At 69.2% G+C, this 22,496-nt stretch carries 17 protein-coding genes; 2 read left to right on the top strand and 15 right to left on the bottom strand.

Annotated elements, in window-relative coordinates; all coding sequences use genetic code 11:
- Positions 1–6: 6 nt before the first annotated feature.
- The 3 genes from AN215_RS23430 to AN215_RS23420 are packed head-to-tail and all read right to left on the bottom strand — an operon-like array spanning position 7 to position 1,734.
- The gene (locus tag AN215_RS23430) at positions 7–513 is read right to left on the bottom strand and encodes a DUF6113 family protein (RefSeq protein ID WP_253186453.1); all 507 of its coding nucleotides are present in this window, start codon (positions 511–513) and stop codon (positions 7–9) included.
- Positions 510–1,508: an N-acetyl-1-D-myo-inositol-2-amino-2-deoxy-alpha-D-glucopyranoside deacetylase gene (gene mshB / locus AN215_RS23425; protein WP_070011118.1), complete on the bottom strand. Its 999-nt coding sequence runs from the start codon at positions 1,506–1,508 to the stop codon at positions 510–512. Before mshB ends, AN215_RS23430 begins: the two co-directional genes overlap by 4 nt.
- Before the next feature lie 31 nt (positions 1,509–1,539).
- Positions 1,540–1,734 (bottom strand): hypothetical protein, encoded by a 195-nt coding sequence (locus tag AN215_RS23420; protein WP_070011119.1) that lies wholly within the window; start codon positions 1,732–1,734, stop codon positions 1,540–1,542.
- 219 nt (positions 1,735–1,953) lie between these two features.
- On the opposite strand from AN215_RS23420, the gene AN215_RS23415 reads away from it, so the two are divergent.
- Positions 1,954–4,200: a S9 family peptidase gene (locus AN215_RS23415; RefSeq protein WP_070011120.1), complete on the top strand. Its 2,247-nt coding sequence runs from the start codon at positions 1,954–1,956 to the stop codon at positions 4,198–4,200.
- Positions 4,201–4,271: 71 nt separating this feature from the next.
- Here the strand turns inward: AN215_RS23415 and AN215_RS23410 are convergent, their stop codons facing one another.
- The 5 genes from AN215_RS23410 to AN215_RS23390 all read right to left on the bottom strand — a co-directional run bounded on the left by AN215_RS23410 (position 4,272) and on the right by AN215_RS23390 (position 10,527).
- Positions 4,272–5,396: an ABC transporter ATP-binding protein gene (locus AN215_RS23410; RefSeq protein WP_070011121.1), complete on the bottom strand. Its 1,125-nt coding sequence runs from the start codon at positions 5,394–5,396 to the stop codon at positions 4,272–4,274.
- A gap of 14 nt (positions 5,397–5,410) precedes the next feature.
- Entirely contained in the window at positions 5,411–6,484 is a 1,074-nt protein-coding gene (locus AN215_RS23405) for an ABC transporter ATP-binding protein (RefSeq protein ID WP_070011122.1), read from the bottom strand.
- Positions 6,485–6,494: 10 nt separating this feature from the next.
- Positions 6,495–7,472, bottom strand: coding sequence for an ABC transporter permease (locus AN215_RS23400; protein WP_070011123.1), 978 nt, complete (start codon positions 7,470–7,472; stop codon positions 6,495–6,497).
- Between the two features lie 128 nt (positions 7,473–7,600).
- Positions 7,601–9,394, bottom strand: a complete 1,794-nt coding sequence (locus AN215_RS23395) for an ABC transporter substrate-binding protein (RefSeq protein ID WP_070011124.1) — start codon at positions 9,392–9,394, stop codon at positions 7,601–7,603.
- Positions 9,395–9,480: 86 nt separating this feature from the next.
- A complete protein-coding gene (locus tag AN215_RS23390; protein WP_070011125.1) occupies positions 9,481–10,527 on the bottom strand; it encodes an ABC transporter permease in 1,047 nt (348 codons plus the stop codon).
- A 491-nt stretch (positions 10,528–11,018) separates the two neighbouring features.
- Here AN215_RS23390 and AN215_RS23385 point away from each other — a divergent pair, with 491 nt between their 5' ends.
- Positions 11,019–12,002 carry a hypothetical protein gene (locus AN215_RS23385; RefSeq protein WP_070011126.1) on the top strand — a complete coding sequence of 328 codons (984 nt, stop codon included), beginning with the start codon at positions 11,019–11,021 and terminating at the stop codon, positions 12,000–12,002.
- Here AN215_RS23385 and AN215_RS23380 read toward each other — a convergent pair.
- From AN215_RS23380 to AN215_RS23350, 7 genes are all read right to left on the bottom strand, one after another.
- On the bottom strand, positions 11,966–13,045 hold the full coding sequence (locus AN215_RS23380) for an ABC transporter ATP-binding protein (RefSeq protein WP_070011127.1): 1,080 nt from the start codon (positions 13,043–13,045) through the stop codon (positions 11,966–11,968). The genes AN215_RS23385 and AN215_RS23380 overlap by 37 nt on opposite strands.
- Positions 13,026–14,045, bottom strand: coding sequence for an ABC transporter ATP-binding protein (locus tag AN215_RS23375; RefSeq protein WP_171904301.1), 1,020 nt, complete (start codon positions 14,043–14,045; stop codon positions 13,026–13,028). The genes AN215_RS23380 and AN215_RS23375 overlap by 20 nt, the downstream gene beginning before the upstream one ends.
- A gap of 41 nt (positions 14,046–14,086) precedes the next feature.
- The gene (locus tag AN215_RS23370; protein WP_079123342.1) at positions 14,087–15,127 is read right to left on the bottom strand and encodes an ABC transporter permease; all 1,041 of its coding nucleotides are present in this window, start codon (positions 15,125–15,127) and stop codon (positions 14,087–14,089) included.
- Positions 15,128–15,183: 56 nt separating this feature from the next.
- Complete coding sequence (locus AN215_RS23365; protein WP_070011128.1) at positions 15,184–16,107, bottom strand: ABC transporter permease; 924 nt, start codon at positions 16,105–16,107, stop codon at positions 15,184–15,186.
- Between the two features lie 14 nt (positions 16,108–16,121).
- The gene (locus tag AN215_RS23360) at positions 16,122–17,762 is read right to left on the bottom strand and encodes a peptide ABC transporter substrate-binding protein (protein ID WP_070011129.1); all 1,641 of its coding nucleotides are present in this window, start codon (positions 17,760–17,762) and stop codon (positions 16,122–16,124) included.
- Positions 17,763–18,056: 294 nt separating this feature from the next.
- Positions 18,057–19,931, bottom strand: coding sequence for a translational GTPase TypA (gene typA / locus AN215_RS23355; protein WP_070011130.1), 1,875 nt, complete (start codon positions 19,929–19,931; stop codon positions 18,057–18,059).
- A gap of 205 nt (positions 19,932–20,136) precedes the next feature.
- On the bottom strand, positions 20,137–22,422 hold the full coding sequence (locus tag AN215_RS23350) for an ABC transporter family substrate-binding protein (protein WP_070011131.1): 2,286 nt from the start codon (positions 22,420–22,422) through the stop codon (positions 20,137–20,139).
- Positions 22,423–22,496 lie beyond the last annotated feature (74 nt).

Raw genomic sequence — 22,496 nt, 5'->3', positions numbered from 1 at the left:
GCCCCATCAGCGGTACTTGTGCCCTGGCACTGGCGGTGCCGGCAGCGCGATGGTGGCACACATCACAGCGGCGAGCACCCCGCCCAGTAGAAAGACATACGAACCGGCACCCGCACCGAACACGAAGTCGCCCTCCGCGCGCGGGGAAGTCAGCAGAAACGCCGTGACCACCCAGCCGGCTCCGGGCGCGGCCGCTCCCATCCGTGTACGGCACAACTTGGCGCCGCCGCAGAAGAGTCCGACGGCACCCGCCAGCGCGAGCAGCAGACCGCCCGGGAACCAGCCGCTCTGCACCAGCGCGCCGGCCGCCGCCGTCAGCACACCCAACACGAGCAGCACGAGGTAGATGCCCACGCGTGCCGTACGTGACGCGGGCACCCGTGCGGGCCACGGCGGCTGCTCCGGCCGCCCTCCCCCGGCGGGTGGCACTCCGCCCGCGCCGGGGCCGCCTTTGCCCTTGCCGGGCTGCGGGCGCTCCTTGCCGCGCTTGTCCTCGTCACGATCGCCGCTCATGCACCCGCTCCTGCGAACAAGTCCTCCGAGATGCCGCCGGCATGGTCTCGCGCGGGATGCGCCAGGCGGTAGTACTCCGTACTGATCAAGGGCTGGCCGAGGCCGTTGGAGAGGGCGAACGTGTCGCCGTGGACGGCGATCTGGGTGGCGTGCGCACGCATGGCCGCGGCCTTCGCCTCCGCGTGGGACCGTCCGTCGACGACGGCGTCGACTGAGCTCTCGTCCCGCACCAGACCCGGCACGTCCTCCGCCTGCGCCACCGCGGCGTACGGCGAGGACGGGTGCCGCAGATCCTCCCTCAGCCGTGCCAGGTCCGCCTCGACGACCGGGCGGGGCACGCAGTTCCAGTAGACGCGGGCCACCTCGTGCGGCTCGCCCGCGCCGGGGGCGAAGCCCGCGTCGGCGGCCAGTTCGGCGGCGCGCATGGCCACGCGGTGCGCCTGGATGTGGTCGGGGTGGCCGTAGCCGCCGTCCGGGTCGTACGTGACCATCACCTGCGGACGCACCTCGCGGACGACCCGCACCAGATGCAGTGCCGCCTCGTCGATGGGGGCCTGCCAGAAGCAGCCGGGGCGCGTGTTCGTGGAGAGGCCCATCATCCCGGAGTCGCGGTAGCGGCCGGGGCCGCCGAGGAGGCGGTGGTCGGTGACGCCCAGTTCGCGCATGGCGCGGGCGAGTTCACCCATGCGGTGACGTCCGAGCGGCGTGATATCTCCGGGCGGCTGCTCCGGCTGAGCGTTCCCGCTCCGGGGCTCCGGGTTCTGCCGTCCCGGGCCCTGCCGGCCGGGCGGCGGCTGCCCCGGCAGCGGCTGTCCGGGCGCGAGGTGCGCCAGTTCGGCGGGGATGACCTCGCCCTCCTCGCCCAGAGTGCATGTCACCAGCGTGACGTGGACGCCCTCGGCGGCGTACTTGGCCATGGTGGCGCCGTTGTTGATGGACTCGTCGTCCGGGTGCGCGTGCACCAGCAGCAGACGCCGGTCAGGAGCTGCGCTCATGCCCCTGACCCTACGGCTCCCCTCGAACGCCTCAGAACTTGATGTCCCCGAGCATGCCTGCGACGTTCGTCGTCAGGTCGTTGATCGTCGGGGCGATCGACGAGCCCGCCAGGTAGAACCCGAGCAGCACGCACACGACGGCGTGCCCGGCCTTCAGCCCGGACTTCTTGACGAGCAGCAGGACGATGATCAAGAGCAGCACGACCGCCGAAATCGAGAGTGCCACGGCGGTTCACCTCCAAGTACGCGCGGTCGGGCGACGGATCCGGACAGCATGAGCCCATGACACGAGCGGGCCACCGGCTGCATACCCGGCTCCCGTCTCGCGCAATGGATCATAACTACCCGTCAGACGGCACGGGCCAGGTGCACAGGTGCAGACGAGGGGCGCATATTCGATTCCGGCCACCGCGGCAAGCGCCCGCCAGGCTCTACGCTCTGCCGCATGGTCACTTCCTTCCCCCGTCAGTACGCACGCACCCAGCGCTTCACCCTGGGCGCCCCGCGTGCTTTCACCGTCGCTCCGGACGGCTCGCGCGTGGTCTTCCTCCGCTCCCGCGAGGGCACTGACCGGGCGAATCTCCTGTGGGTGCGCGATCCCTCCGGTCAGCGGGAGTACGTCGCCGCCGACCCGGCGAGGCTGCTGGGGGGCGCAGCGGAGGAGCTGTCGGCGGAGGAACGCGCCCGCCGTGAACGCAGCCGTGAGAGCTCCGCCGGAATCGTCGGATATGCCACCGACATGACGGTCGAAAGTGCGGCTTTCGCCCTCTCGGGCCGTCTGTTCGTGACAGATCTGCGCACGGGCGACTGCCGCGAGCTGGACACTCCTTCGCCCGTCGTCGATCCCCGCCCCTCCCCCGACGGCACCCGTGTCGCGTACGTCTCGGGCGGCGCACTGCGCGTCGTACGTACCGACGGCAGCGGCGACCGCGCGATCGCGTCCCCGGAGAACGACCGGATCACCTACGGCCTGGCCGAATTCGTCGCGGCGGAGGAGATGGACCGCAGCCGGGGCTTCTGGTGGGCTCCGGACGGCGAGCGGCTGCTCGTCACCCGGGCCGACGACTCCCCTGTTCAGCGGTGGTGGATCGCCGACCCGGCGAATCCGGAGCGGGAGCCTTCCGAGGTGCCGTATCCGGCAGCGGGCACGCCCAACGCCGACGTCACGCTGCATCTGACGGACGCGGACGGCGGGGAGCGTCTGCAAGTCGAGTGGGACCGCGGGCGCTTCCCGTATCTCGCCCGCGTCCACTGGTCGCCCGGAGGACCGCCGCTGCTGCTCGTGCAGTCACGCGACCAGCGCACGCAGCTCCACCTGCGCGTCGACCCGGACACGGGCTCGACCAGCACGCTGCACACGGAGCAGGACCCGGACTGGCTGGAGCTGTTCGCGGGTGTGCCCGCCTGGACGCCGGACGGGCGGCACGTGCGCATCGAGGACTCGTCAGGTGCGCGGGTGCTGAGGGTGGGCGAACACGACTTCACCGACGCGTCGTTGCACGTGCGGGCGGTGCTCGACGTCGGCGCGGACGGGGTGCTCTTCTCCGCCTCGGCGGGCGCGGGGCGCGGTGCCGGCGGGAGCGTGGCCGGGACCGGCGGCGAGGAGCGAGAGGCCCAAGTCGGCGACATCGGCGTCCACTTCGCACGCTTCGCCGACGACGGCTCCTGTGGCGGCATCGAGCGGCTGGCCGAGGCCGACACCGACGGTGACGGTGACGGTGACGCGATCCTCAGGGCGCCCCACATCGCCTCCGCCGTGCGCGGCGGCGACACCCTCGTGCTCTCCACCGCCTCGCTCACGCACGCCGGTTCGCGCGTCGCCGTCCTGCGCATGGGCGGACAGGGCCGGGCACTGCCCCTGAAGCCTCTGGACGTCGTTCCCTCGCACGCCGAGGCGCCCGCGCTCACGGCGGCACCGCGCCTGCTGCGCACCGGTGAACGGCGCATCCCGGCGGGCCTCCTGCTGCCCACGGGTCACCGGGACGGGGACGGCCCGCTCCCCGTCCTCATGGACCCCTACGGCGGCCCGCACGGTCAGCGTGTGGTCGCGGCGCACAACGCCTGGCTCACCTCGCAGTGGTTCGCCGACCAGGGCTTCGCGGTGGTCGTCGCCGACGGCCGCGGCACGCCGGGCCACTCGCCCGCGTGGGAGAAGGCGGTCTCACGGAACATCGCGGACGTCACGCTCGACGACCAGATCGAGGCCCTGAGGTCGCTCGCGGCGGACCATCCGCTCGACCTGACCCGGGTCGGCATCCGCGGCTGGTCGTACGGCGGTTACCTCGCCGCGCTCGCCGCCCTGCGCCGTCCCGACGTCTTCCACGCGGCTGTCGTGGGCGCGCCCGTCACCGACTGGCGGCTGTACGACACCCACTACACCGAGCGCTACTGCGGCATGCCGCAGGAGGATCCCGAGGTGTACGCGCGTTCCTCCGTGGTCACCGACGAGGGGCTGTCCGGCGCTGCCGCACAGCACCGTCCGCTCATGCTGATCCACGGCCTGGCGGACGACAACGTGGCCGCCGCGCACACCCTCCGGCTCTCCTCCGCGCTCCTCGCGGCAGGACGGCCGCACGAGATGCTGCCCCTGTCGGGCGTCACGCACATGACGTCGCAGGAGCAGATCGCGGAGAACCTGCTCCTGCTCCAAGTGGCGTTCCTCAAACGGACGTTGGGCGTCGCCCAGCCGTAGGGCCGGGTACGGCGAAGGGGCGCCGCCGCGAACTGGTCACGGCGGCGCCCCTGAGGCCTCGCTGCGGTGGCTCAGTCCCCGGCCGGACCGCCGGACTCCATCGCCCGGAGCGCGGAGTCCAGGACCACGTCCTGCTCCCGGGCCGTCGTCGACCCCTCCTCCGGGAAGTGGCACGCCGTCAGATGGCCCGCGGCGTTGCCCGTGATCTGCACGAGCGGCGGGGCCTCCGTGGCGCACTTGTCCTGCGCCTTCCAGCAGCGCGTACGGAAGCGGCAGCCCGAGGGCGGGTTGATCGGCGAGGGCACGTCGCCCGCGAGGCGGATGCGCTCACGCTGGTCCTCCTCGCCGTCGTCCAGCCTCGCCTCCGGCACGGCCGACAGCAGCGCGTGCGTGTACGGGTGGCGGGGCCGCTGGTAGATGGACTCGCGGTCGCCGACCTCGACGATCTTCCCCAGGTACATCACCGCGAGCCGCTGCGAGAAGTGCCGCACGATCGCCAGGTCGTGCGCGATGAAGACGAAGGCGATGCCCATGTCGCGCTGCACCTGCTGGAGCAGGTTGACGACCTGGGCCTGGATGGAGACGTCCAGAGCGGAGACGGGCTCGTCCGCCACGATCAGCTTCGGCTCCAGCGCGAGGGCCCGGGCGACGCCGATGCGCTGCCGCTGGCCGCCGGAGAACTCGTGCGGGAAGCGGTTGTAGTGCTCCGGGTTGAGCCCGACGGTCTCCAGCATTTCCCGGATGCGCTTCTCGCGTCCGCCGGGCGGGTTGATCCCGTTGACCTCCATCGGGTTGCCGATGATGGAGCCGACGGTCTGCCGCGGGTTCAGCGACGAGTACGGGTCCTGGAAGATCATCTGGATCTCGGAGCGTACGGCCGCCATGTCCTTGCGGCTGGCGTGCGATATGTCGCGGCCGCGGTAGGAGATCTTGCCGCGCGTGGGCTCGAGCAGCCGCGTCAGCAGGCGGCCCGTCGTCGACTTGCCGCAGCCCGATTCTCCGACGAGACCGAAGCTCTCGCCGGGCATCACGCTCATGTCGATGCCGTCGACGGCCTGGACCGCGCCCACCTGCCGCTTGAACGGGAAGCCGCCCATGATCGGGAAGTGCTTGGTCAGGCCCTCGACCTTCATCAGGGGCTCGCCCGACGCCGGCACGTCGTCCTGCGGCTTGGTCAGGGTGAGTTCTTCGCTCATTGCTGTGATTCTCCCTAGCCCAGCCGGGGTTTGATCTGCTCGATGAAGAAGGTCTTCTTCTGCTCGCCCGTCAGGTGGCAGGCGGCGCCGCGTCCCTCCGGCAGCCGGGGCCGGTCGCCGGAGCAGGACTTGCCGCCGGCCACCTCGTCCACGTATTCGCACCGGGGGTGGAAGGGGCAGCCCGGCGGCGGCGCGAGCAGGCTGGGCGGTGTGCCCTTGATCGGGACCAGTTCTTCGTTGACGTCGCCGGCCAGGCGCGGCATCGAGCTCAACAGGCCCCAGGTGTAGGGGTGCTGGGGTGCCCGCAGGACCTCGGCGACGCTTCCGCGCTCCACTGCGCGGCCGCCGTACATGACGAGGATGTCGTCGGCGACGTTGGCGATCACACCCAGGTCATGGGTGATGAAGATGATCGCCGAACCGAACTCCTGCTGGAGGTCCTTGAGCAGGTCGAGGATCTGCGCCTGGACGGTCACGTCGAGCGCCGTGGTCGGCTCGTCGGCGATGAGCAGGTCCGGGTTGCACACGAGCGCCATCGCGATCATGGCGCGCTGCCGCATGCCGCCGCTGAACTGGTGCGGGTAGTCGTCGACGCGCAGCTTGGCGTTGGGAATGCCGACCTTGTCGAGCATCTCGGCCGCCCGCAGATGCGCCTCACGCTTGGAGACGCCCATGTGCTTGCGGTACGGCTCGGCGATCTGACGGCCCACCGTGTAGTACGGCGAGAGCGCCGTCAGCGGGTCCTGGAAGATCATCGCCATCTTGTTGCCGCGCAGCGACTCCAGCGTCTTCTCCCGCGCGGTGGTCAGCTCCTGCCCCTCCAGCAGGATCTCACCGGATATGTCCGTCTTCTTCGGGTTGTGCAGCCCGAGGATGGACAGGTTCGTCACCGACTTGCCGGAGCCGGACTCGCCGACGATGCCGAGGGTGCGTCCCCGCTCCAGGTCGAAGGAGAGACCGTCGACGGCCTTGACGGTGCCGCCCTCGGTGTCGAAGTGCACATACAGATCGCGTACGGACAGGAACGCGCCGGACGGGGCCGCATCGCGCGGAGCCGGGACGTCCGCTTCCTGGGTCAGGGTGGTCACAGCGGTACTCCTAGGCCAGCCGCACGCGCGGGTCGATGAATGCGTATGCGGCGTCCACGATGACGTTGAGAAGGATGATGAAGGTTGCCGAGAAGAGCATCACGCCCATCACCATGGGCAGGTCGGTGTTCTGCACGGACTCGACCGCGAGCCTGCCCAGGCCCGGCAGCGAGAACGTCCACTCGGTGATCATCGCCCCGCCGAGCAGCGAGCCGAGGTCCACGCCGAAGATGGTCACGATGGGGATGAGCGAACCGCGCCACGCGTAGCGGAAGAAGACGAACTTCCCCGACATGCCCTTCGCCCTCGCCGTGCGGACGTGGTCCTCGGAGAGCTGCTCGATCATCGAAGACCGCGACAGACGTGTGTAGTTGGCCGTGAAGATGATCTGGATCACCATCCACGGGATGAGCAGGCCCATGAACCAGCCCGCCGGGTCCTCCGACAGCGGAACGTACGTCGGCTGGTCCAGTAGGCCCAGGTTGAACACCAGGAGTGCGAGCACCAGCGGGCCGACGAAGTAGATCTGCAGTGAGCTGAGCACGAGAGAACCGGTGCTGAACAGCTTGTCGGCAAGCGTGCCGCGCTTCCAGGCGGCGATCATGCCGGCGCCGAGGCCGATGGTCAGGAACACGACCGCGCCGCCGAGGGTGAGCGAGACGGTGGTCGGGAAGCGGTCGAGGATGGTGTTCCAGACCGGGTCCTGGTTCGCGAACGAGTAGCCGAAGCAAGGTGCGGGGCAGGCGCCTGCGGCGAAGTCACGGCCGGCGAAGATCCCGACCATGAAGTGCCAGTACTGCATCGGGACGGGCTCGTCGATGCCCATGTTCTTCCGGATGACTGCCAGGGCGTCCGGTGTGCAGTTCTTGCCACAGGCGAGCATCGCCGGATCCCGAGGTACGGCGTAGAAGAGGAAGAAGGTGACTGCGCTGATGATCAGCAGGATCACCATCGCGCCGAGGGACCGGCGGACTAGGAAACGAAGCATGACGGAACGCAGCTCTCGTGGGCAGCGGATTCAGTGGTGGGGGAACGGGTCCGTGGTGCCCTCCCCACGGGGAGACCCCGGTGGGGAGGGCACCACGGCCGGCGCGGACAGCCGCGCCGTGCGCGCTGTTACTTCTTCACGTACAGCTGGGTCGGGTCGATGCTGCTGATGACGGCGTTGTTCACGGCGCCACCGACCTTCGATCCGTACAGCTGGATCTGCTTGTAGTACATCAGCGGAACGTCGGGCAGGTCCTCCTTGAGGATCTTGTCCGCGAGCTTGCCCCACTCCTTCGCGGCCGTGTCCGGGTCCTTGATCTTGGAGATGCGGTCCATCTCCTTGTTCATCTCCGGGTTGTTGTAGTGCGAGTAGTTCGACGCACCGTCCTGCACCTGCCGGCCGTCCAGCGTGGGCGGAATGACGGTGCCGGCGCTCGGCCAGTCGGCACCCCAGGAGGAGTGGTACATGTCGTACTTGTTCTTGACCTTGCCGATCTGGTCGTAGTACGTGTCCGCGACGATGTCCTTGAGCTGGACGTCGAACCCGGCCTTGGTCAGGTTGTCCTTGGCCGCGATCGAGTAGTCCTGCCACTCGGGCGAGTTCTGGAAGGCGAAGGTGAGCTTCTGGCCGGTCTTGCCGGCCTCCTTCAGAATCCGCTTGGCCTTCTTCACGTCACCCTGCGGGTTCTCGACCTTGCCGTACGGGTCGGACTCGGTGTGCCCCGCGACCGTCGGGCTCAGGTAGTTGCCCGCCAGCTCACCGCCGCCGCTGCCGCCGAAGGCCTGCACCAGCGACTGCGCGGGCAGCGCGTGCGCGATGGCCTCACGGACCTTCTTGTCCTTCAGCCGGTCCATGTTCAGCGAGATCTTGCCGACGTAGGGCTGGTAACCCGAGAGCGAGCGGTCCTTGACCTTCGGGTCGGAGCGCACCGACTGCATGCTGGAGGCGTCGACCTGGTTGGTGTAGCTGACCGCGGTCTGGTTCTCGGCACTGTCGGAGACCAGGCGCTTGGTCGAGGCCTCGTAGGAGACACCGAACTGGATGTTGTGCGCGTCCGGGTAGGCGTGACGAACCGGGTCCGTCTTCGCGTCCCATTCCTCGTTGCGCACGAGCTTCATGCTCTTGCCGGACTTGAAGGAGGCGATCTTGTACGGCCCGGAGGAGACGGGCTTCTTGTCGTACTTCTCCTTCGTGTCACCCTTCTCCTGGACCGCGGCGTAGCCGGCCATGCCCAGCGCGTAGGGCAGGTCGGGCTGCGGGTCCTTGAAGTGGAAGATGACCGTCTTGTCGTCCGGGGTCTCAAGGACCTTGTCCGGCAGGTGGTCACCCTTGTACGGGCCGTCCGGCAGCAGCTTGCGGTAGCCGGTGCCGCTCTTGCCGGCCATCCACTGCTGGATGAAGACCGGGCCCTCGGAGATGAACGGCGCGAACTGCCGCTCGAAGGTGTGCCGGATGTCCTTGGACGTGATCGGGGAGCCGTCCTCCCACTTGATCCCGTCCTTGAGCGTGTACTTCCAGGTCCTCTGGTCCTTCGAGGCCTGGCCGCTGTCCGTGGCGAGGTCGCCGACGACCGTGTACTTGCCGGCGCTGTCACGCTTATAAGAGGTCAGACGACGGTGGATGAGCGTCGACATCGTGCCCTCGTCGCTGACGTACATCTGCGCCGGGTCGAGGTGCGCGTAGCTGTCGCGCTGGTAGACGGTCAGGTCGCCGCCCTTCTTGGCACCCTTGACCGGCTCCGCCGGACCCTTGGAGGCCGCAGCGTCACCGAAGTCGTACCTGACCTGCTGCTTCGCGGCGTCGTCCTTGCTCACGTCTCCGGCGTCGCCGCCGCCGCCGCTGCTGCACCCTGTGAGGATGAGAGCGCCCGCGGCGAGCCCCACGACGGAGACGCGCGCCGTACGCATCCTGAATCTGCTCATGGTGGTGGTAGCACCTGCCTGTCGGTTGTGTGTTGCTGCCTGACTCATGCGGTGCTGGGGTGGCAGCACCCCCCGCTGCTCGGTCTTCAACGTCCCGATTTCGGGTCGAAGGCGTCCCTGACCGAGTCCCCGAGCAGGTTGAACGCGACGATGAAGACCACCATCGCGACGCCGGGGAAGAACATGTAGGTGATGTTGCTCTGGTAGACCTCGGCACCTGTGGCGAACATCCGGCCCCAGTCCGGTGTGGAGGCCGGCATGCCGACGCCGAGGAATGAGAGACCGGCGACGGCGGTCACGAAGTTGGGAAGCATGTACGTCGACTGCACGAGGATCGGCGTGACCACGTTCGGCAGGAGTTCCTTGCGGATGATCCGCCAGGGCGGAGTGCCCGCGACCTTCGCCGCCTCGACGAACTCCCGCTCCCGCAGGGTCAGTACCTGACCGCGCAGCAGTCGCGCGAGGGTCATCCAGCCCAGCAGCCACATCACGAAGATCAGCACCGACGCGCGGAGCCAGGTCGGCATCTCGTCCTGGGGGCTGACCACCAGGGCGCCGACCACGGGAACGAAGGCGACGAAGAAGAGCTGGTTCGGGAACGACATCATCAGGTCGGTGAGGCGGCCGAGGAAGTAGTCCGTCTTGCCGCCCATGTAGCCGCCCGCCACGCCGATCACGATGGCGAGCAGCACCGACAGGATCGTGATGATCACCGCCAGCGAGAGCGACGTGCGCATCCCGTAGACGAGCTGAGTGAGGACGTCGCGGCCAAGCCCCGGCTCCAGGCCGAACCAGTACTCGCCGTCGATGCCGCCGTTGGGCTTGACCGGGTAGCCGTTGTCGTTCAGCAGACCCGGCTCGATCTGTCCGTAACGGGTCCAGGGGTCCTTGCCGTACAGCCAGGAGATGACGGGGGCCAGCGCCGCGATCGCGAACATCGTGAGAACCACGAAGGCCGAGACGACGCCCGTGCGGTCGCGCTTGAAGCGCATCCACATGAGCTGGCCGGGAGAACGGCCCACGAGCTGGTCCTTGGCGGGCTCTTGGCCACCGGACGGCTCGGAGGTCAGGCCGACGCCGTCGGGATCTGGGGTCTCTGCCCCGGCGATCGCGGCCTGGGATGGACTTGTCATCGTGTCTGCGCCCCCGCGCTCGTCATCTATGCGGATAGATCCATGCGTTGGCACGCTGTCAGTCCGTGCCATGGGTTGAGGAGACTTTGCAAGTGAATAACTGCCCAGTCAAGGGGTATCGGCGGCAGCATGTGGACCCTCAGCGCATCTTGAGCGAAGGTTTTGCAGATTGAGGTCACAACGTGCTTGACGGGCTCCGCGGCTATCAGACATATCGTCATATGGAGCCTTGAAACGCGTTAACGCGACCGCAACTCAGTCGTCGCAGCTCCGATATACGGACCCGCCACTCTGAACTTCGTACGGCCGTGCGGGTGCCGTAACGCCGGGCCGGGGGCGGGGCCATGCCGTCCCCGGCCCGGCCGCGGAGGGCTCCCATGAGGCGCCGCGAGGCTCCGCCGGACGCCACAGTAAACTTGTCCGACGCTCCGACGCCGCCGTCCGGTCCCGAGCCGAGCGGCGCACGGGAAACCGCACCGCGGGGGATCCAGATGAGCCAGGACAGGACGCTGAGACCCGGCGCGCGCCGGGCCGGCGCCGCGCTGCTGGCCGGGCTCGCGGTGCTCGATCTCGCCTGGATCGTCCGGGACTTCAGCAAGGCCACGGACGTGACCGACGCGTGGTGGATGTGGTCGGGCCTCATCTTCCGCGCGCAGGACGGGATATGGGCCAGCTCGTTCGTGGAGCCCACACTGCTCGTCCTCTACACCGTCTGCACCGTGACCGTCGTGGTCTCCTCGGCCGCCCGCGGCATCCTCGTCTCCACCGGCGTGCTGACGATCCTGCTGCGCGTCCCCACCCTGTGGAATCTCAACGCCAGTTGGGTCCAGAGCGGCGTCTCCGACGGTCTGCGGCTGAAGGTCCTCTTCAGCGCCATCGCCATGCTCGTGATCGCCGCCGCGGTGATCGTCCTGGCGGTGGCCGGCCGCCGCGGCGTGCCGCCCGGCTCCCCCGGCACCGGCACCACCCGCGACGAGGCGCCGGCACGTCCCACCCGCGCCGGCGGCGTCGCCGCGTGCGTGCTTCTGACCCTGGTGGCCGCGGTGCTGGTCTCCTGGGAGATCCACTCGGCGACGGAGCAGGGCTGGGAGCTCTACTCACAGCACTTCACCGGCGACAGGGCGCTGGCCACGCTGCTCGCCGTACCCGAGAGCTGGTACGGCAGCGCCCTGGCCCTGGTCTCCCTCTACGCCGCCGGCGCCGCCCTCACCCGCGCACCGCACTCACGGCCGCTGGGCATGACGGTGAGCGGGCCGCTGCTCGGGCTCGGTCTCTTCCGCCTCTCCTTCGCTGCCAAGTCCGGGCTGCTGGGCGGCTTCGGACAGCTAGCCGCACGCGACCAACTGTGGCTGTGCACCGCGGTGTTCGAGATCCTCGCCGCCCTGGGTGTGCTGCTCGCCCTCGCCGCACGCCACGGGGACGCCGACGGGCGCGAGCCTCACTCCGGCACGATCCGGGCCTTCTCCTCCGCGTAGTGGCACGCCGAGGGGTGGCGTGCGGGCCCTTCGGCCGGCCCCGCCCCGGGGACGAGCAGCGGCGGCTCTTCCTTCGCGCACCTCTCGTCCGCCTTCCAGCACCGGGTACGGAAGCGGCAGCCCGAGGGCGGGTTCGCGGGCGAGGGCACGTCACCGTCCAGCACGATGCGCGCGCGGCCCGCTTCCGCTGCCGGGTCCGGTACGGGCACGGCCGACAGCAGCGCCTGCGTGTACGGGTGGGTCGGGTGCTCGTAGATCTCGCTCTCGGTGCCGGTCTCGACCAGCTTGCCCAGGTACATCACTCCGACCCGGTCCGAGATGTGCCGTACGACGGACAGGTCGTGGGCGATGAAGATGTACGAGAGGTCGAACTCGTCCTGGAGCCGCTCCATCAGGTTGACCACCTGCGCCTGCACCGAGACGTCCAGCGCGGAGACCGGCTCGTCAGCCACGATGATCTCCGGCCGCAGGGCGAGCCCCCGCGCGATGCCGATGCGCTGCCGCTGGCCGCCGCTGAACTGGTGCGGATACCGGTTGACGTACTCCGGGTTGAGCCCGACGACGTCCAGCAACTCCCGTACTCTGCGCCGCCGTTCGCCCTTGGGCGCCGCCTCGGGATGGATGTCGAAGGGTTCGCCGACGATGTCGCCGACCGTCATTCGGGGGTTCAGCGAGGTGTAGGGGTCCTGGAAGACCATCTGGATGTTGCGGCGCAGGGCCTTACGTGCCCTGCCGCTCAGCCGCGTGACGTCCTCGCCCTTGAAGCGGATGCTCCCCGAGGTGGGCGCCTCCAGGCTCGTCACCAGCTTCGCCACGGTGGACTTGCCGCAGCCCGACTCCCCCACGATCCCGAGGGTCTCGCCGCGCCTCAGCTCGAAGGAGACACCGTCGACGGCCTTGACCGCGCCGACCTGGCGCTTGATGACGACGCCCTGGGTGAGCGGGTAGTGCTTGACCAGATCCCGCGCCTCCAGGATCGCCTCACGCGGTCCGTGCGGCGCCGGGCCCGCGGGCGCCGGGCTCTCACTCGGCGCACTCGTCATCGAGCAGCTCCTTCCAGAAGTGGCACGCGCTGGCCCGGCCCGCCCCGGCCTCGTACAGCGGGGGTTCGTCGGCGTGGCAGACGGGGCGGACCGCGGGGCAGCGAGGGTGGAAGCTGCATCCGGGCGGGACGCTCAGCAGGCTCGGGGGCAGCCCCTTGACCGCGTTGAGCTGCTGCCCCTTCTGGTCGAGGCGGGGAATGGAGTCCAGCAGGCCCCGGGTGTACGGGTGCGCGGGCGCCCGGTAGAGGTCGCCGACCGGAGCGGTCTCGACGATCCGGCCCGCGTACATCACCGCGATCCTGTCGGCCACGTCGGCGACGACGCCCAGGTCGTGCGTGATCAGGATCAAGCCCATCCGGTATTCGCTCTGCAGGTCCGCCAGCAGGTCCATCACCTGCGCCTGGACCGTGACGTCCAGGGCGGTGGTCGGCTCGTCCGCGATGATCAGCTCCGGTTCGAGGGCCAGCGCCATGGCGATCATGATCCGCTGCCGCATGCCGCCGCTGAACTGGTGCGGGTAGTCGCCGGCGCGTGCTCGGGCGGCGGGAATCCGTACGCGCTCCATCAGCTCGACCGCCTTGGCCCAGGCGTCCTTGCGGGAGGCCCCGCGGTGCACCTGGAACATCTCACCGAGCTGCCGGCCGACGCTGACCACGGGGTTCAGCGCGGACAGCGCGTCCTGGAAGATCATCGCCATGCGGGCGCCGCGCACGGAGCGGCGCTCCTCCGCGGACACCTTCAGCAGGTCCCGTCCGTCGAAGAGGATCCGGCCGCCGGTGACCCGTCCCGGCGGAGAGTCGAGGATGCCCATCACGGCCTGTGCGGTCACGGACTTGCCGGAGCCGGACTCGCCGAGCACGGCCAGCGTCTCACCGGCCTCCACGGCGAAGCTGACACCGTCGACGGCGGTGGCGACGCCGTCACGGGTACGGAACTCCACGCGCAGGTCCCGTACGTGGAGCAGCGGCGAGGTGTGGGCACCCGTGCCGGTGCCCGGCAGCGGCCCGCGGTCCGGCTGAGTCCGTGTCACGTACGCCTCCCTCAGCGCAGCTTGGGGTCGAGGGCGTCGCGCACGGCGTCGCCGAGCATGATGAACGCCAGCACCGTCAGGCTCAGTGCGGCGGCGGGATACAGCAGGATGTGCGGCGCGTTGCGGAACTGCATCCCCTGCGAGGCGTCGGAGATGTCCGCACCCCAGGAGACGGTGGGCGGCTGCAGCCCGACGCCCAGATAGCTGAGGGTCGCCTCCAGGGCGATGTACGTGCCGAGCGCGATGGTCGCCGTCACGATCACCGGCGCGACCGCGTTGGGGAGGATGTGCCGCACCAGCATCCGGGCGTTGCCCGCGCCGAGGGCACGTGCGGCGAGTACGTAGTCGTTCTGCTTGGCCGAGATGACCGAGCCGCGTGCGATACGGGCGATCTGCGGCCAGCCCAGCAGCACGATGAAGGCGACCACGGTCCACACCGACCGGCTGCCGGTCATCGACAGGAAGACCAGCCCGCCGAGCATGATCGGGATGCCGAAGAAGATGTCGGTGAGCCGCGAGATCAACGCGTCCCACCAGCCGCCGAAGAAGCCGGCGAGCCCGCCGAGGACGCTGCCGGCGGCGGCCACGCCCAGGGTGGCGCAGACGCCGACGGTCACGGACGTACGCGCACCGTGCACCACCCGCGTGTAGACGTCGCAGCCCTGCGCGTCGAACCCGAACCAGTGGCCCGGTGACGCCGGGTCGAGGGATCTGTCGAGGCGGCACGAGAGCGGGTTCCGGGTGGCGATGAGGCCGGGCCACAGCGAGATCAGCACGAGGAAGAGGATCAGCAGTGCCGAGACGATGAAGACGGGGTTGCGGCGCAGGTCGTGCCAGGCGTCCGACCAGAGACTGCGGGCCCGCTCCCCCGGTGCGGGCTCCTGGGGTGCTGAGGGCGGTGCCGCCGGGTCCGTGGCCGGGGCCGGCGCCAGGCCCGCGGCGCCCACGGCGGCTTCCGTGCCGGACCCCGCGGGAGCTCCGGCAGGCGCGTCGCCCGTCACGGCGGTGGGTTCTCCGGGGGCGGACGGGCTCTCGGGTGCGCGCTCAGCCATGGGCCGCCTCCCGTCCGTCGGTCGCTGTGCTGCTTGCGTATGCGGTGCCGGCGGTTTCACCCATAACGGATCCTCGGGTCGAGCACGGCGTAGAGGAGGTCGACGATCAGATTGGCGAGCAGGAAGACGATCACGAGGACCGTCACGAAGCCGACGACCGTCGGCGAGTTCTGGCGCACGATGCCCTGCCAGAGCTGGAAGCCGACTCCCTGGATGTTGAAGATCCGCTCGGTGACCAGTGCCCCCGCCATGAGGTTCCCGACGTCCGTGCCGAGAAAGGTGACGACCGGGATCAGCGAGTTGCGCAGCAGGTGACGCGTGTTCACGCGGCGGCGCGGCAGCCCCTTGGCCAGTGCGGTGCGTACGTAGTCGGCGCGGGCGTTCTCACTGATGGAGGCCCGTGTGAGCCTCGTGACGTATGCCAGCGACAGCAGCGCCAGCACCAGCCCGGGCAGCAGCAGTTCGCCGACAGGCGCCTCGGGTGAGACGGCCGGCGGGATCCAGCCCCACTTCACGCCCAGCAGGTACTGCGCGAGGGTGCCGGTCACGAAGGTGGGCACCGAGATCACCAGCAGGGTGAGCATCAGCACCGAGCTGTCGACGGGCCGGCCGCGCCGCAGGCCGGTGACCACCCCGAGGGCGATGCCGATGATGATCTCGATTACGATCGCGATGACCGCGAGCCGCAGCGTCACCGGAAACGCCCTGCTCATCAGCTCGGTGACGGGCTGTCCGTTGAAGGCGTTGCCGAAGTCACCGGTGAAGATGTCGCCGAGGTAGAGCACGTACTGCATCCACACCGGCTTGTCGAGATTGAACTGGGCGCGCAGCTGCGCGGCGGTGGCGGGGTCGGGCGCCCGGTCCCCGAACATCGCGTTGACCGGGTCGCCCACCGCGTACACCATCACGAAGATGAGGAACGTCGTCCCGAGGAACACCGGGACCATCTGGAGCAGTCGTCTGATGACGTAGCGCCCCACGTTATTTCACTCTCTCACTTGACTCTGATGTCGGTGAATACCGGGACGGAGAAGGGATTGAGCCGCACGTCGCTCACCCTTTCCGAATAGCCGGCGTTGCCGTCCTGGTACCACAGCGGAATGGCGGGGAGGTCCTTGAGCACGATCTCCTCGGCCTTCTGGAACTTGCCCACCGCTTCTTCCTCACCGGCGGCGTTGGCCTCGTCGATGAGTTTGTCGACGCGCTTGTCGGAGTAGCCCGCGTCGTTGGAGGAGGCGTCCGTGTAGTACAGCGGCTGCAGGAAGTTCTGGATCAGCGGATAGTCCATCTGCCAGCCGGTACGGAACATGCTCTTCAGCTTCTTCCCCGCGATGTCCTTGCGGAATTCGCTGAAGGTGGGCACCGGATTGACGGTGCACGCGTCGTTCTTGTCGAGCGTGTTGTTGATGCTGTTGCACACGGCGTCCATCCACTGCCGGTGCGAGCCGGTGTCGACGTTCGAGGTGAGCGTGACCTTTCCGCCGGGGAGCCCGCCCGCGTCCTCGATCAGCTTCTTCGCCTCTTTCGGGTCGTACTGGCAGACCTCGCCGCACATGTCGGGCTCGTAGCCGCCCGACTTCGTCAGAACGGGAGAAGTGAGGTCACCGGCCGGCTTGCGGGTGCCCTGGTAGATCTTCTCGGTCACTTCCTTGCGGTTGATCGCCATCGACAGACCCACGCGGACCTGCTTGGCCTTCTCGGTCTGCCATTCCTTCCGGTAGAGCGGGAAGGAGAGGGTCTGCAGAATTCCGGCCGGCTGGTTGATGTAGCGCCCGTCGAGGTCGCGCTCGGCGTTCTTGAGCTGACCCGCGGGCAGTTCGTCGAAGACGTCCAGGTTCCCGGCCTGCAGGTCCGTGTAGCCGGTGTTCTGGTCCGTGTAGACCTTCAGCTCGACGCCCTTGTTCTTCGGCTTGTCCGGGCCGGCGTACTCCTTGTTGACCGACAGCCGCATGGACTGCCCCTTGGTGTAGGAGTCGACCTTGTACGGGCCGTTGCCGACGGGCTTCTTCAGCCAGTTCTCGTGGTCCGTGAAGAACTTCCCGGGGAGCGGCGAGAAGGCCGCGTAGCCGAGGGTGTCGGGCCACTGGGAGAACTTCTGGTTGAGCTTCACCTTGAAGCTGTTCTTGCCGGTCACCTTCAGGCCGGACATCTTCTTCGCCTTGGGCTTCGCGCTCTCGTTCTCCGGGTGCACGTCGTCGTAGCCGTCGATGTACTCGAAGAAGTACGAGCTGACCTGCTTGTTGGTGACGAGAGCGCCGTAGTTCCAGGCGTCGACGAAGGACTTGGCCGTGACGGGAGTGCCGTCCGAGAACTTCCAGCCCTTCTTCAGGGTGATGTCGAAGTTCTGCTGGTCGTCGGTCTTGATCGATTCCGCCACGGCGTTCTCGGCCTTACCCGTCCGCGGGTTGTAGCGCTTGAGTCCGCGGAAGGTCATCTCCAGGACTTTGCCGCCCTGCACCTCGTTGGTGTTTGCGGGTTCGAGCGGGTTCTGCGGGTCGGTCCAGAAGGCGCGTACGATGCCGGCGTCCGAGCCGGCGGCAGCGCCGCCGCCCCCTCCGCCGCCGCACCCCGCAGCCGCCAGGGTGACGACCGTCGCACAGCCGAATGCCCACGTGACACGCGTGGCTCCACGCATGGGGTGCCTCCTCGGTACCGCCGACGTACTGCCTTGCGGACCAGATAACACCCTCGTCGCATCTTCATCTCGCCGGCCCGGCGGCGCCGCGGCGCGATTCGCGCAGGAACGCCCGGCTGCCGTGGCCCATTCCAGGGCCTCACAAGGGAAATTGACGCAAAAGAAAACGGCGGCCCCCCTTACGTCCGGTGGGGTGACCGGACTCCGGGGGACCGCCGCTCCGCGACGCCGCGGCGGGCCGGACAGCCCGCCGCCCGTATCAGCGCTCGGCGCCCGGCGCTCGCGCTCGGCCGCTCAGCGCTCGTGCTTGGCGCGTGACGCCGCGCGCCCTCGCGCCTTCTGGTCGAGCTCCACCTTGCGGATGCGAACGGTGTCCGGGGTGACCTCGATGCACTCGTCCTCGCGGCAGAACTCCAGGGCCTGCTCCAGCGAGAGCTTCCGCGGCGGCACCAGGTTCTCCGTGGTGTCGGCGGCCGCCGCCCGCATGTTGGTGAGCTTCTTCTCCTTGGTGATGTTCACGTCCATGTCGTCCGAACGCGAGTTCTCGCCGACGATCATGCCCTCGTAGACCTCGGTGCCAGGCTCGATGAAGATCGTGCCGCGCTCCTGGAGATTCATCATCGCGAACGGCGTCGCCGAGCCCGCCCTGTCCGCGACCAGCGAGCCGCTGCGCCTCGTACGCAGGTCGCCGAACCACTTCTCGTGCCCCTCGAAGAGGCTGTGCGCGATGCCCGTGCCCCTGGTCTCGGTCAGGAACTCCGTGCGGAATCCGATCAGGCCGCGGGCGGGGACGATCCACTCCATGCGGATCCAGCCGGACCCGTGGTTGGTCATCGTCTCCATACGCCCCTTGCGCGTGGCCATCAACTGCGTGATGGCGCCCATGAACTCCTCGGGTGCGTCGATCGTCATCCGCTCCACGGGCTCGTGCAGCTTCCCGTCGATCTCCCGCGTGACGACCTCGGGCTTGCCGACCGTCAGCTCGAAGCCCTCACGGCGCATCGTCTCGACGAGGATCGCGAGGGCCAGCTCGCCGCGGCCCTGCACCTCCCATGCGTCGGGGCGCTCGGTCGGCAGGACGCGCAGCGAGACGTTGCCGATCAGCTCGCGCTCCAGCCGGTCCTTCACCAGCCGGGCCGTCACCTTGTGGCCCTTGCCGCCCTTGCCGACCAGCGGCGAGGTGTTCGTGCCGATCGTCATCGAGATCGCCGGCTCGTCGACGGTGATGAGAGGCAGCGCGACCGGGTTCTCCGGGTCGGCGAGCGTCTCGCCGATCATGATGTCGGGGATGCCCGCGACCGCGCAGATGTCGCCGGGGCCGGCGGCCTCGGCGGGCTTGCGGGTCAGCGCGTCCGTCATCATCAGCTCGGTGATGCGCACGTTCTGCTCAGAGCCGTCGCGCTTGAGCCAGGTGACGGTCTGGCCCTTCTTCAGAGTGCCGTTCTTCACGCGGAGCAGCGCGATCCGGCCCAGGAAGTTGTCGGCGTCGAGGTTGGTGACGTGTGCCTGGAGCGGCGCGTCCTCCTCGTACGTCGGCGCCGGGACGGTCTCCAGCAGGGTGGTGAAGAACGGTTCGAGGTTGCCGCTGTCGCCGGGCACCGTGCCGTCCTCGGGCTGGGTCAGCGACGCGACGCCGTCCCGCGCGCACGCGTAGACGATGGGGAACTCGATCTGCTCCTCGTCCGCGTCGAGGTCGAGGAAGAGGTCGTAGGTGTCGTCGACGACGGCGGAGATGCGGGCGTCGGACCTGTCGGTCTTGTTGATGCACAGAATGACCGGAAGCCTCGCCTCCAGGGCCTTCCGCAGCACGAACCGGGTCTGCGGCAGCGGCCCCTCGGACGCGTCCACCAGCAGCACCACGGCGTCCACCATCGACAGGCCACGCTCGACCTCGCCGCCGAAGTCGGCGTGGCCGGGGGTGTCGATGATGTTGATGACGACGGAGTCGCCGCCCTTGGGGTGGTATTTGACCGCGGTGTTCTTCGCGAGAATGGTGATGCCCTTCTCGCGCTCAAGGTCGTTCGAGTCCATCATCCGGTCGTCGACCGACTCCAGCTGATGCGCGGCGAATGTCCCTGCCTGCTTGAGCATGGCGTCGACGAGGGTGGTCTTCCCGTGGTCGACGTGGGCGACGATGGCGACGTTGCGGATGTCGTGGCGCGTGGGCATGGCTGACTGACGCTTCTCCCGGATCGTGGGTGGGCACGGGTGCGCAGCTGCTCCTCACGCGCCCTGCCGGGCTGATCTCGCCGCGGCTCCGTCAACCATGGTAAGGCCCGGCCACCCGGGGGACGCCTTCCGCCCTGTCCGGGGGCCGGGCCTGGGGCCGGGCCTCAGCCCGGACCCGGTGCCGGGCCGTCGCCTTCGCCCGGCGTCACTCCTTCTCGAAGCCGATGTCCTGGTAGCGCGGGGTCTGGAAGCCGAAGGCACCGGCGTTGGCGACCTTGGCGCCGGCCGCGACGAGCTGCGGCCGCTGATAGAGCGGCACCGAGCCCGCCGCCGCCCAGATCCGGGCGTCGGCCCGCTTGATGAGGTCGTTACGCGCGCCGTCGTCGAGCTCCTTCGACGCCTGGTCGAAGAGCTGGTCGATCTGGTTGGTCCCGACGCGCGTGTAGTTCTGCTCGACGAGCAGCGAGCCGTCCGCGGCGGCCGCCGGCTTGGCGAAGATCGGACGCGCGTCGGTCGCGGGGTAGGCGGTGCCGGGCCAGGAGTAGATGGCCAGGTCGTAGTCGCCGGTGGCGATGTGCTTGCGGAAGTAGTCCTTGTCGGGAACCTGCTTGACCTGCGTACGTACGCCGATACGGGTCAGCGCCTTGGCGATCCGGGTACCGGTGGCCCTGATCGAGTCCGAGCCGGGCCCCTTGGGGAGCACCAGGCGCAGCGTGAGCGGCTTGCCCGCCTTCGTGCGCTGCACCTTGGCGCCACCGTCGGAGAGCAGCCGCAGCTCGTCGGCGTCGGCGCGTGCGCGCGTGGCCTGCTTCACTGCGGCACGTGCCTTGCGCACCTTGCCCTCGGAACCGCTCGCCTCCGCCTTGCGCAGCTGGAGCCGGGCCGCCTGCGTCATGAGCGAGGCACGCTGTCCGGCGGTGGCCGGCGAGAGCGTCAAGGGCTGGGCGGCGAGCCGGGCGGCCTCCTGGACGCTGACGGGCGCGACGCCGGGTGCGGCGCCTGCGGCCCGGTTCTGGGCACTGCTCTGCTGGGCGTTCTTGTCGCCGTCGTTCTTGTCGCCGCTGGAGTCCTTGCCGTCGTTGCCGGCCTTGCTGTCCTTGCCGCCGTCACTGTCCTTGCTGTCCTTGCCGCCGTCGTTCTTGTCGCCCTCCGCGTTATTGCCGCGGTCACCCTTCTTCGCGTCCGCGCCGGCGGTGGACTCCGAACGCGCACCGCCGTCCTTCCAGCCCGCTTCAGCGAGGAGCGACTGGGCGGACTCCACGTCCTGCTCCCCGAGCGCGTCACTGTTGTCGGCGTATCCGTCCTGGTCGATCATCCGCAGGTGGCTGCCGAGCGCCTTCACGGGCAGTCCCGTGCCGCGAAGCGCGCGCTTCGCGATCGCCTCGCGGTCGATGGCCCGGGCGACGGCCCTGCGTACACGCTCGTCGGAGAGCGGACCCTCCGCGCCGTTCAGCGCCAGCTGCGTGTACGCCGGTTCGAATGCGTGGCGTACGGCGAGGTGGCGCAGCTTCCCGTCCCGCTCGGCCTGCGCACGCAGCTCTTCGGCGGACTTGCGTCCTTGCTCATTGCCCTTCCGGCTCTTGGCGTCCTCCTCCCCGCCCTTGTGCGCCCGGACGATGCTGCGCACGGTCGCCACGTCGACCTCGGCCAGGTCGAGCTGTCCCCGGCGCAGCGCCTCCTTGCGTTCGTCGCGCGGGACGACGCGCAGCACGATCCGCTTCAGCTTGGCGTCGTCCCCCCACCACTTCTTGTTCCGTACGAGCTTGACCGAGGTGTCGCCCCGGTGGATCTTCTCGACGCGGAAGGGGCCCGCGGAGACGGGAAGCGATCTGTGCGCGGCGTGGTTGAAGTCGTCGGCGCGGGCCATGACCGACCGCGGGTAGAGGGGCGTGAACAGGGACTTCCAGTCGGCGTACGGCTTACGGAAGACGACCTTCACCTCGCGCGCGTTCTTCCCCTTGGTCACCTTGCCGATCCGGTCGTATCCGGCGTTGCGAGCGGCGTCGAACGACTTCTTCCTGCCGCTGAGCGCCTTCCACTGGGCCTTGAAGTCGGCGACGCCGATCGACCGTCCGCTGCTCCACTTCGCCTTCGGGTTGAGCCTGTAGACGACGGTCTGGCGCGGCTCCTCGGAGGTGACGTCGGCGGCCTCCACATAGTCCGGGTTGAGCTGCGGCCGTGCCGCGGCGTCGAGCGTGAAGAGGGAGGGAAGGGTGGCGCCCGTGATGCGTTCGGTCGTCGCGTCGGCCTTGGGCCGGAAGGCGTTCAGCGTGGGCGGCAGGGAGTCGACGGCCCAGTGCAGAGTGCCTCCCGACGCGACCTGCTCGCGGTCGAGATGCGGAACGTCGCGTGAGGCGCCGCTGCCGCCTCCTTCGGAACTGGGGCCACCGTCGTCGCCGGATGTGCACCCGGCGAGCGGGATCAGTGCGCCTGCCAGGAGGAGTGCGAGTGAACGCCGGGTGGCTGCGTCGAGAGCTTGCGCGGCTGGCATGTCTGAGACCTCCGGGGCTGACGGGGTCCGACTGTGCGTACACGCGGCTCGGTGCCTGCGTGGGCACGTTCGGC

Source organism: Streptomyces abyssalis, from assembly GCF_001751365.1.
Classification (GTDB): domain Bacteria; phylum Actinomycetota; class Actinomycetes; order Streptomycetales; family Streptomycetaceae; genus Streptomyces; species Streptomyces abyssalis.
Note: the sequence above shows the minus strand (reverse complement) of the source record. Positions and strands in the feature narration are given on the sequence as shown.

Coding starts and splice junctions, on each gene's coding strand:
- AN215_RS23400 (WP_070011123.1), bottom strand. CDS start 7,472: ATGCTTCGTTTCCTAGTCCGCCGGTCCCTCGGCGCGATGGTGATCCTG.
- AN215_RS23380 (WP_070011127.1), bottom strand. CDS start 13,045: ATGACGAGTGCGCCGAGTGAGAGCCCGGCGCCCGCGGGCCCGGCGCCG.
- typA (WP_070011130.1), bottom strand. CDS start 19,931: ATGCCCACGCGCCACGACATCCGCAACGTCGCCATCGTCGCCCACGTC.
- AN215_RS23415 (WP_070011120.1), top strand. CDS start 1,954: ATGGTCACTTCCTTCCCCCGTCAGTACGCACGCACCCAGCGCTTCACC.
- mshB (WP_070011118.1), bottom strand. CDS start 1,508: ATGAGCGCAGCTCCTGACCGGCGTCTGCTGCTGGTGCACGCGCACCCG.
- AN215_RS23410 (WP_070011121.1), bottom strand. CDS start 5,396: ATGAGCGAAGAACTCACCCTGACCAAGCCGCAGGACGACGTGCCGGCG.
- AN215_RS23385 (WP_070011126.1), top strand. CDS start 11,019: ATGAGCCAGGACAGGACGCTGAGACCCGGCGCGCGCCGGGCCGGCGCC.
- AN215_RS23395 (WP_070011124.1), bottom strand. CDS start 9,394: ATGAGCAGATTCAGGATGCGTACGGCGCGCGTCTCCGTCGTGGGGCTC.
- AN215_RS23370 (WP_079123342.1), bottom strand. CDS start 15,127: ATGGCTGAGCGCGCACCCGAGAGCCCGTCCGCCCCCGGAGAACCCACC.
- AN215_RS23360 (WP_070011129.1), bottom strand. CDS start 17,762: ATGCGTGGAGCCACGCGTGTCACGTGGGCATTCGGCTGTGCGACGGTC.
- AN215_RS23390 (WP_070011125.1), bottom strand. CDS start 10,527: ATGACAAGTCCATCCCAGGCCGCGATCGCCGGGGCAGAGACCCCAGAT.
- AN215_RS23350 (WP_070011131.1), bottom strand. CDS start 22,422: ATGCCAGCCGCGCAAGCTCTCGACGCAGCCACCCGGCGTTCACTCGCA.
- AN215_RS23430 (WP_253186453.1), bottom strand. CDS start 513: ATGAGCGGCGATCGTGACGAGGACAAGCGCGGCAAGGAGCGCCCGCAG.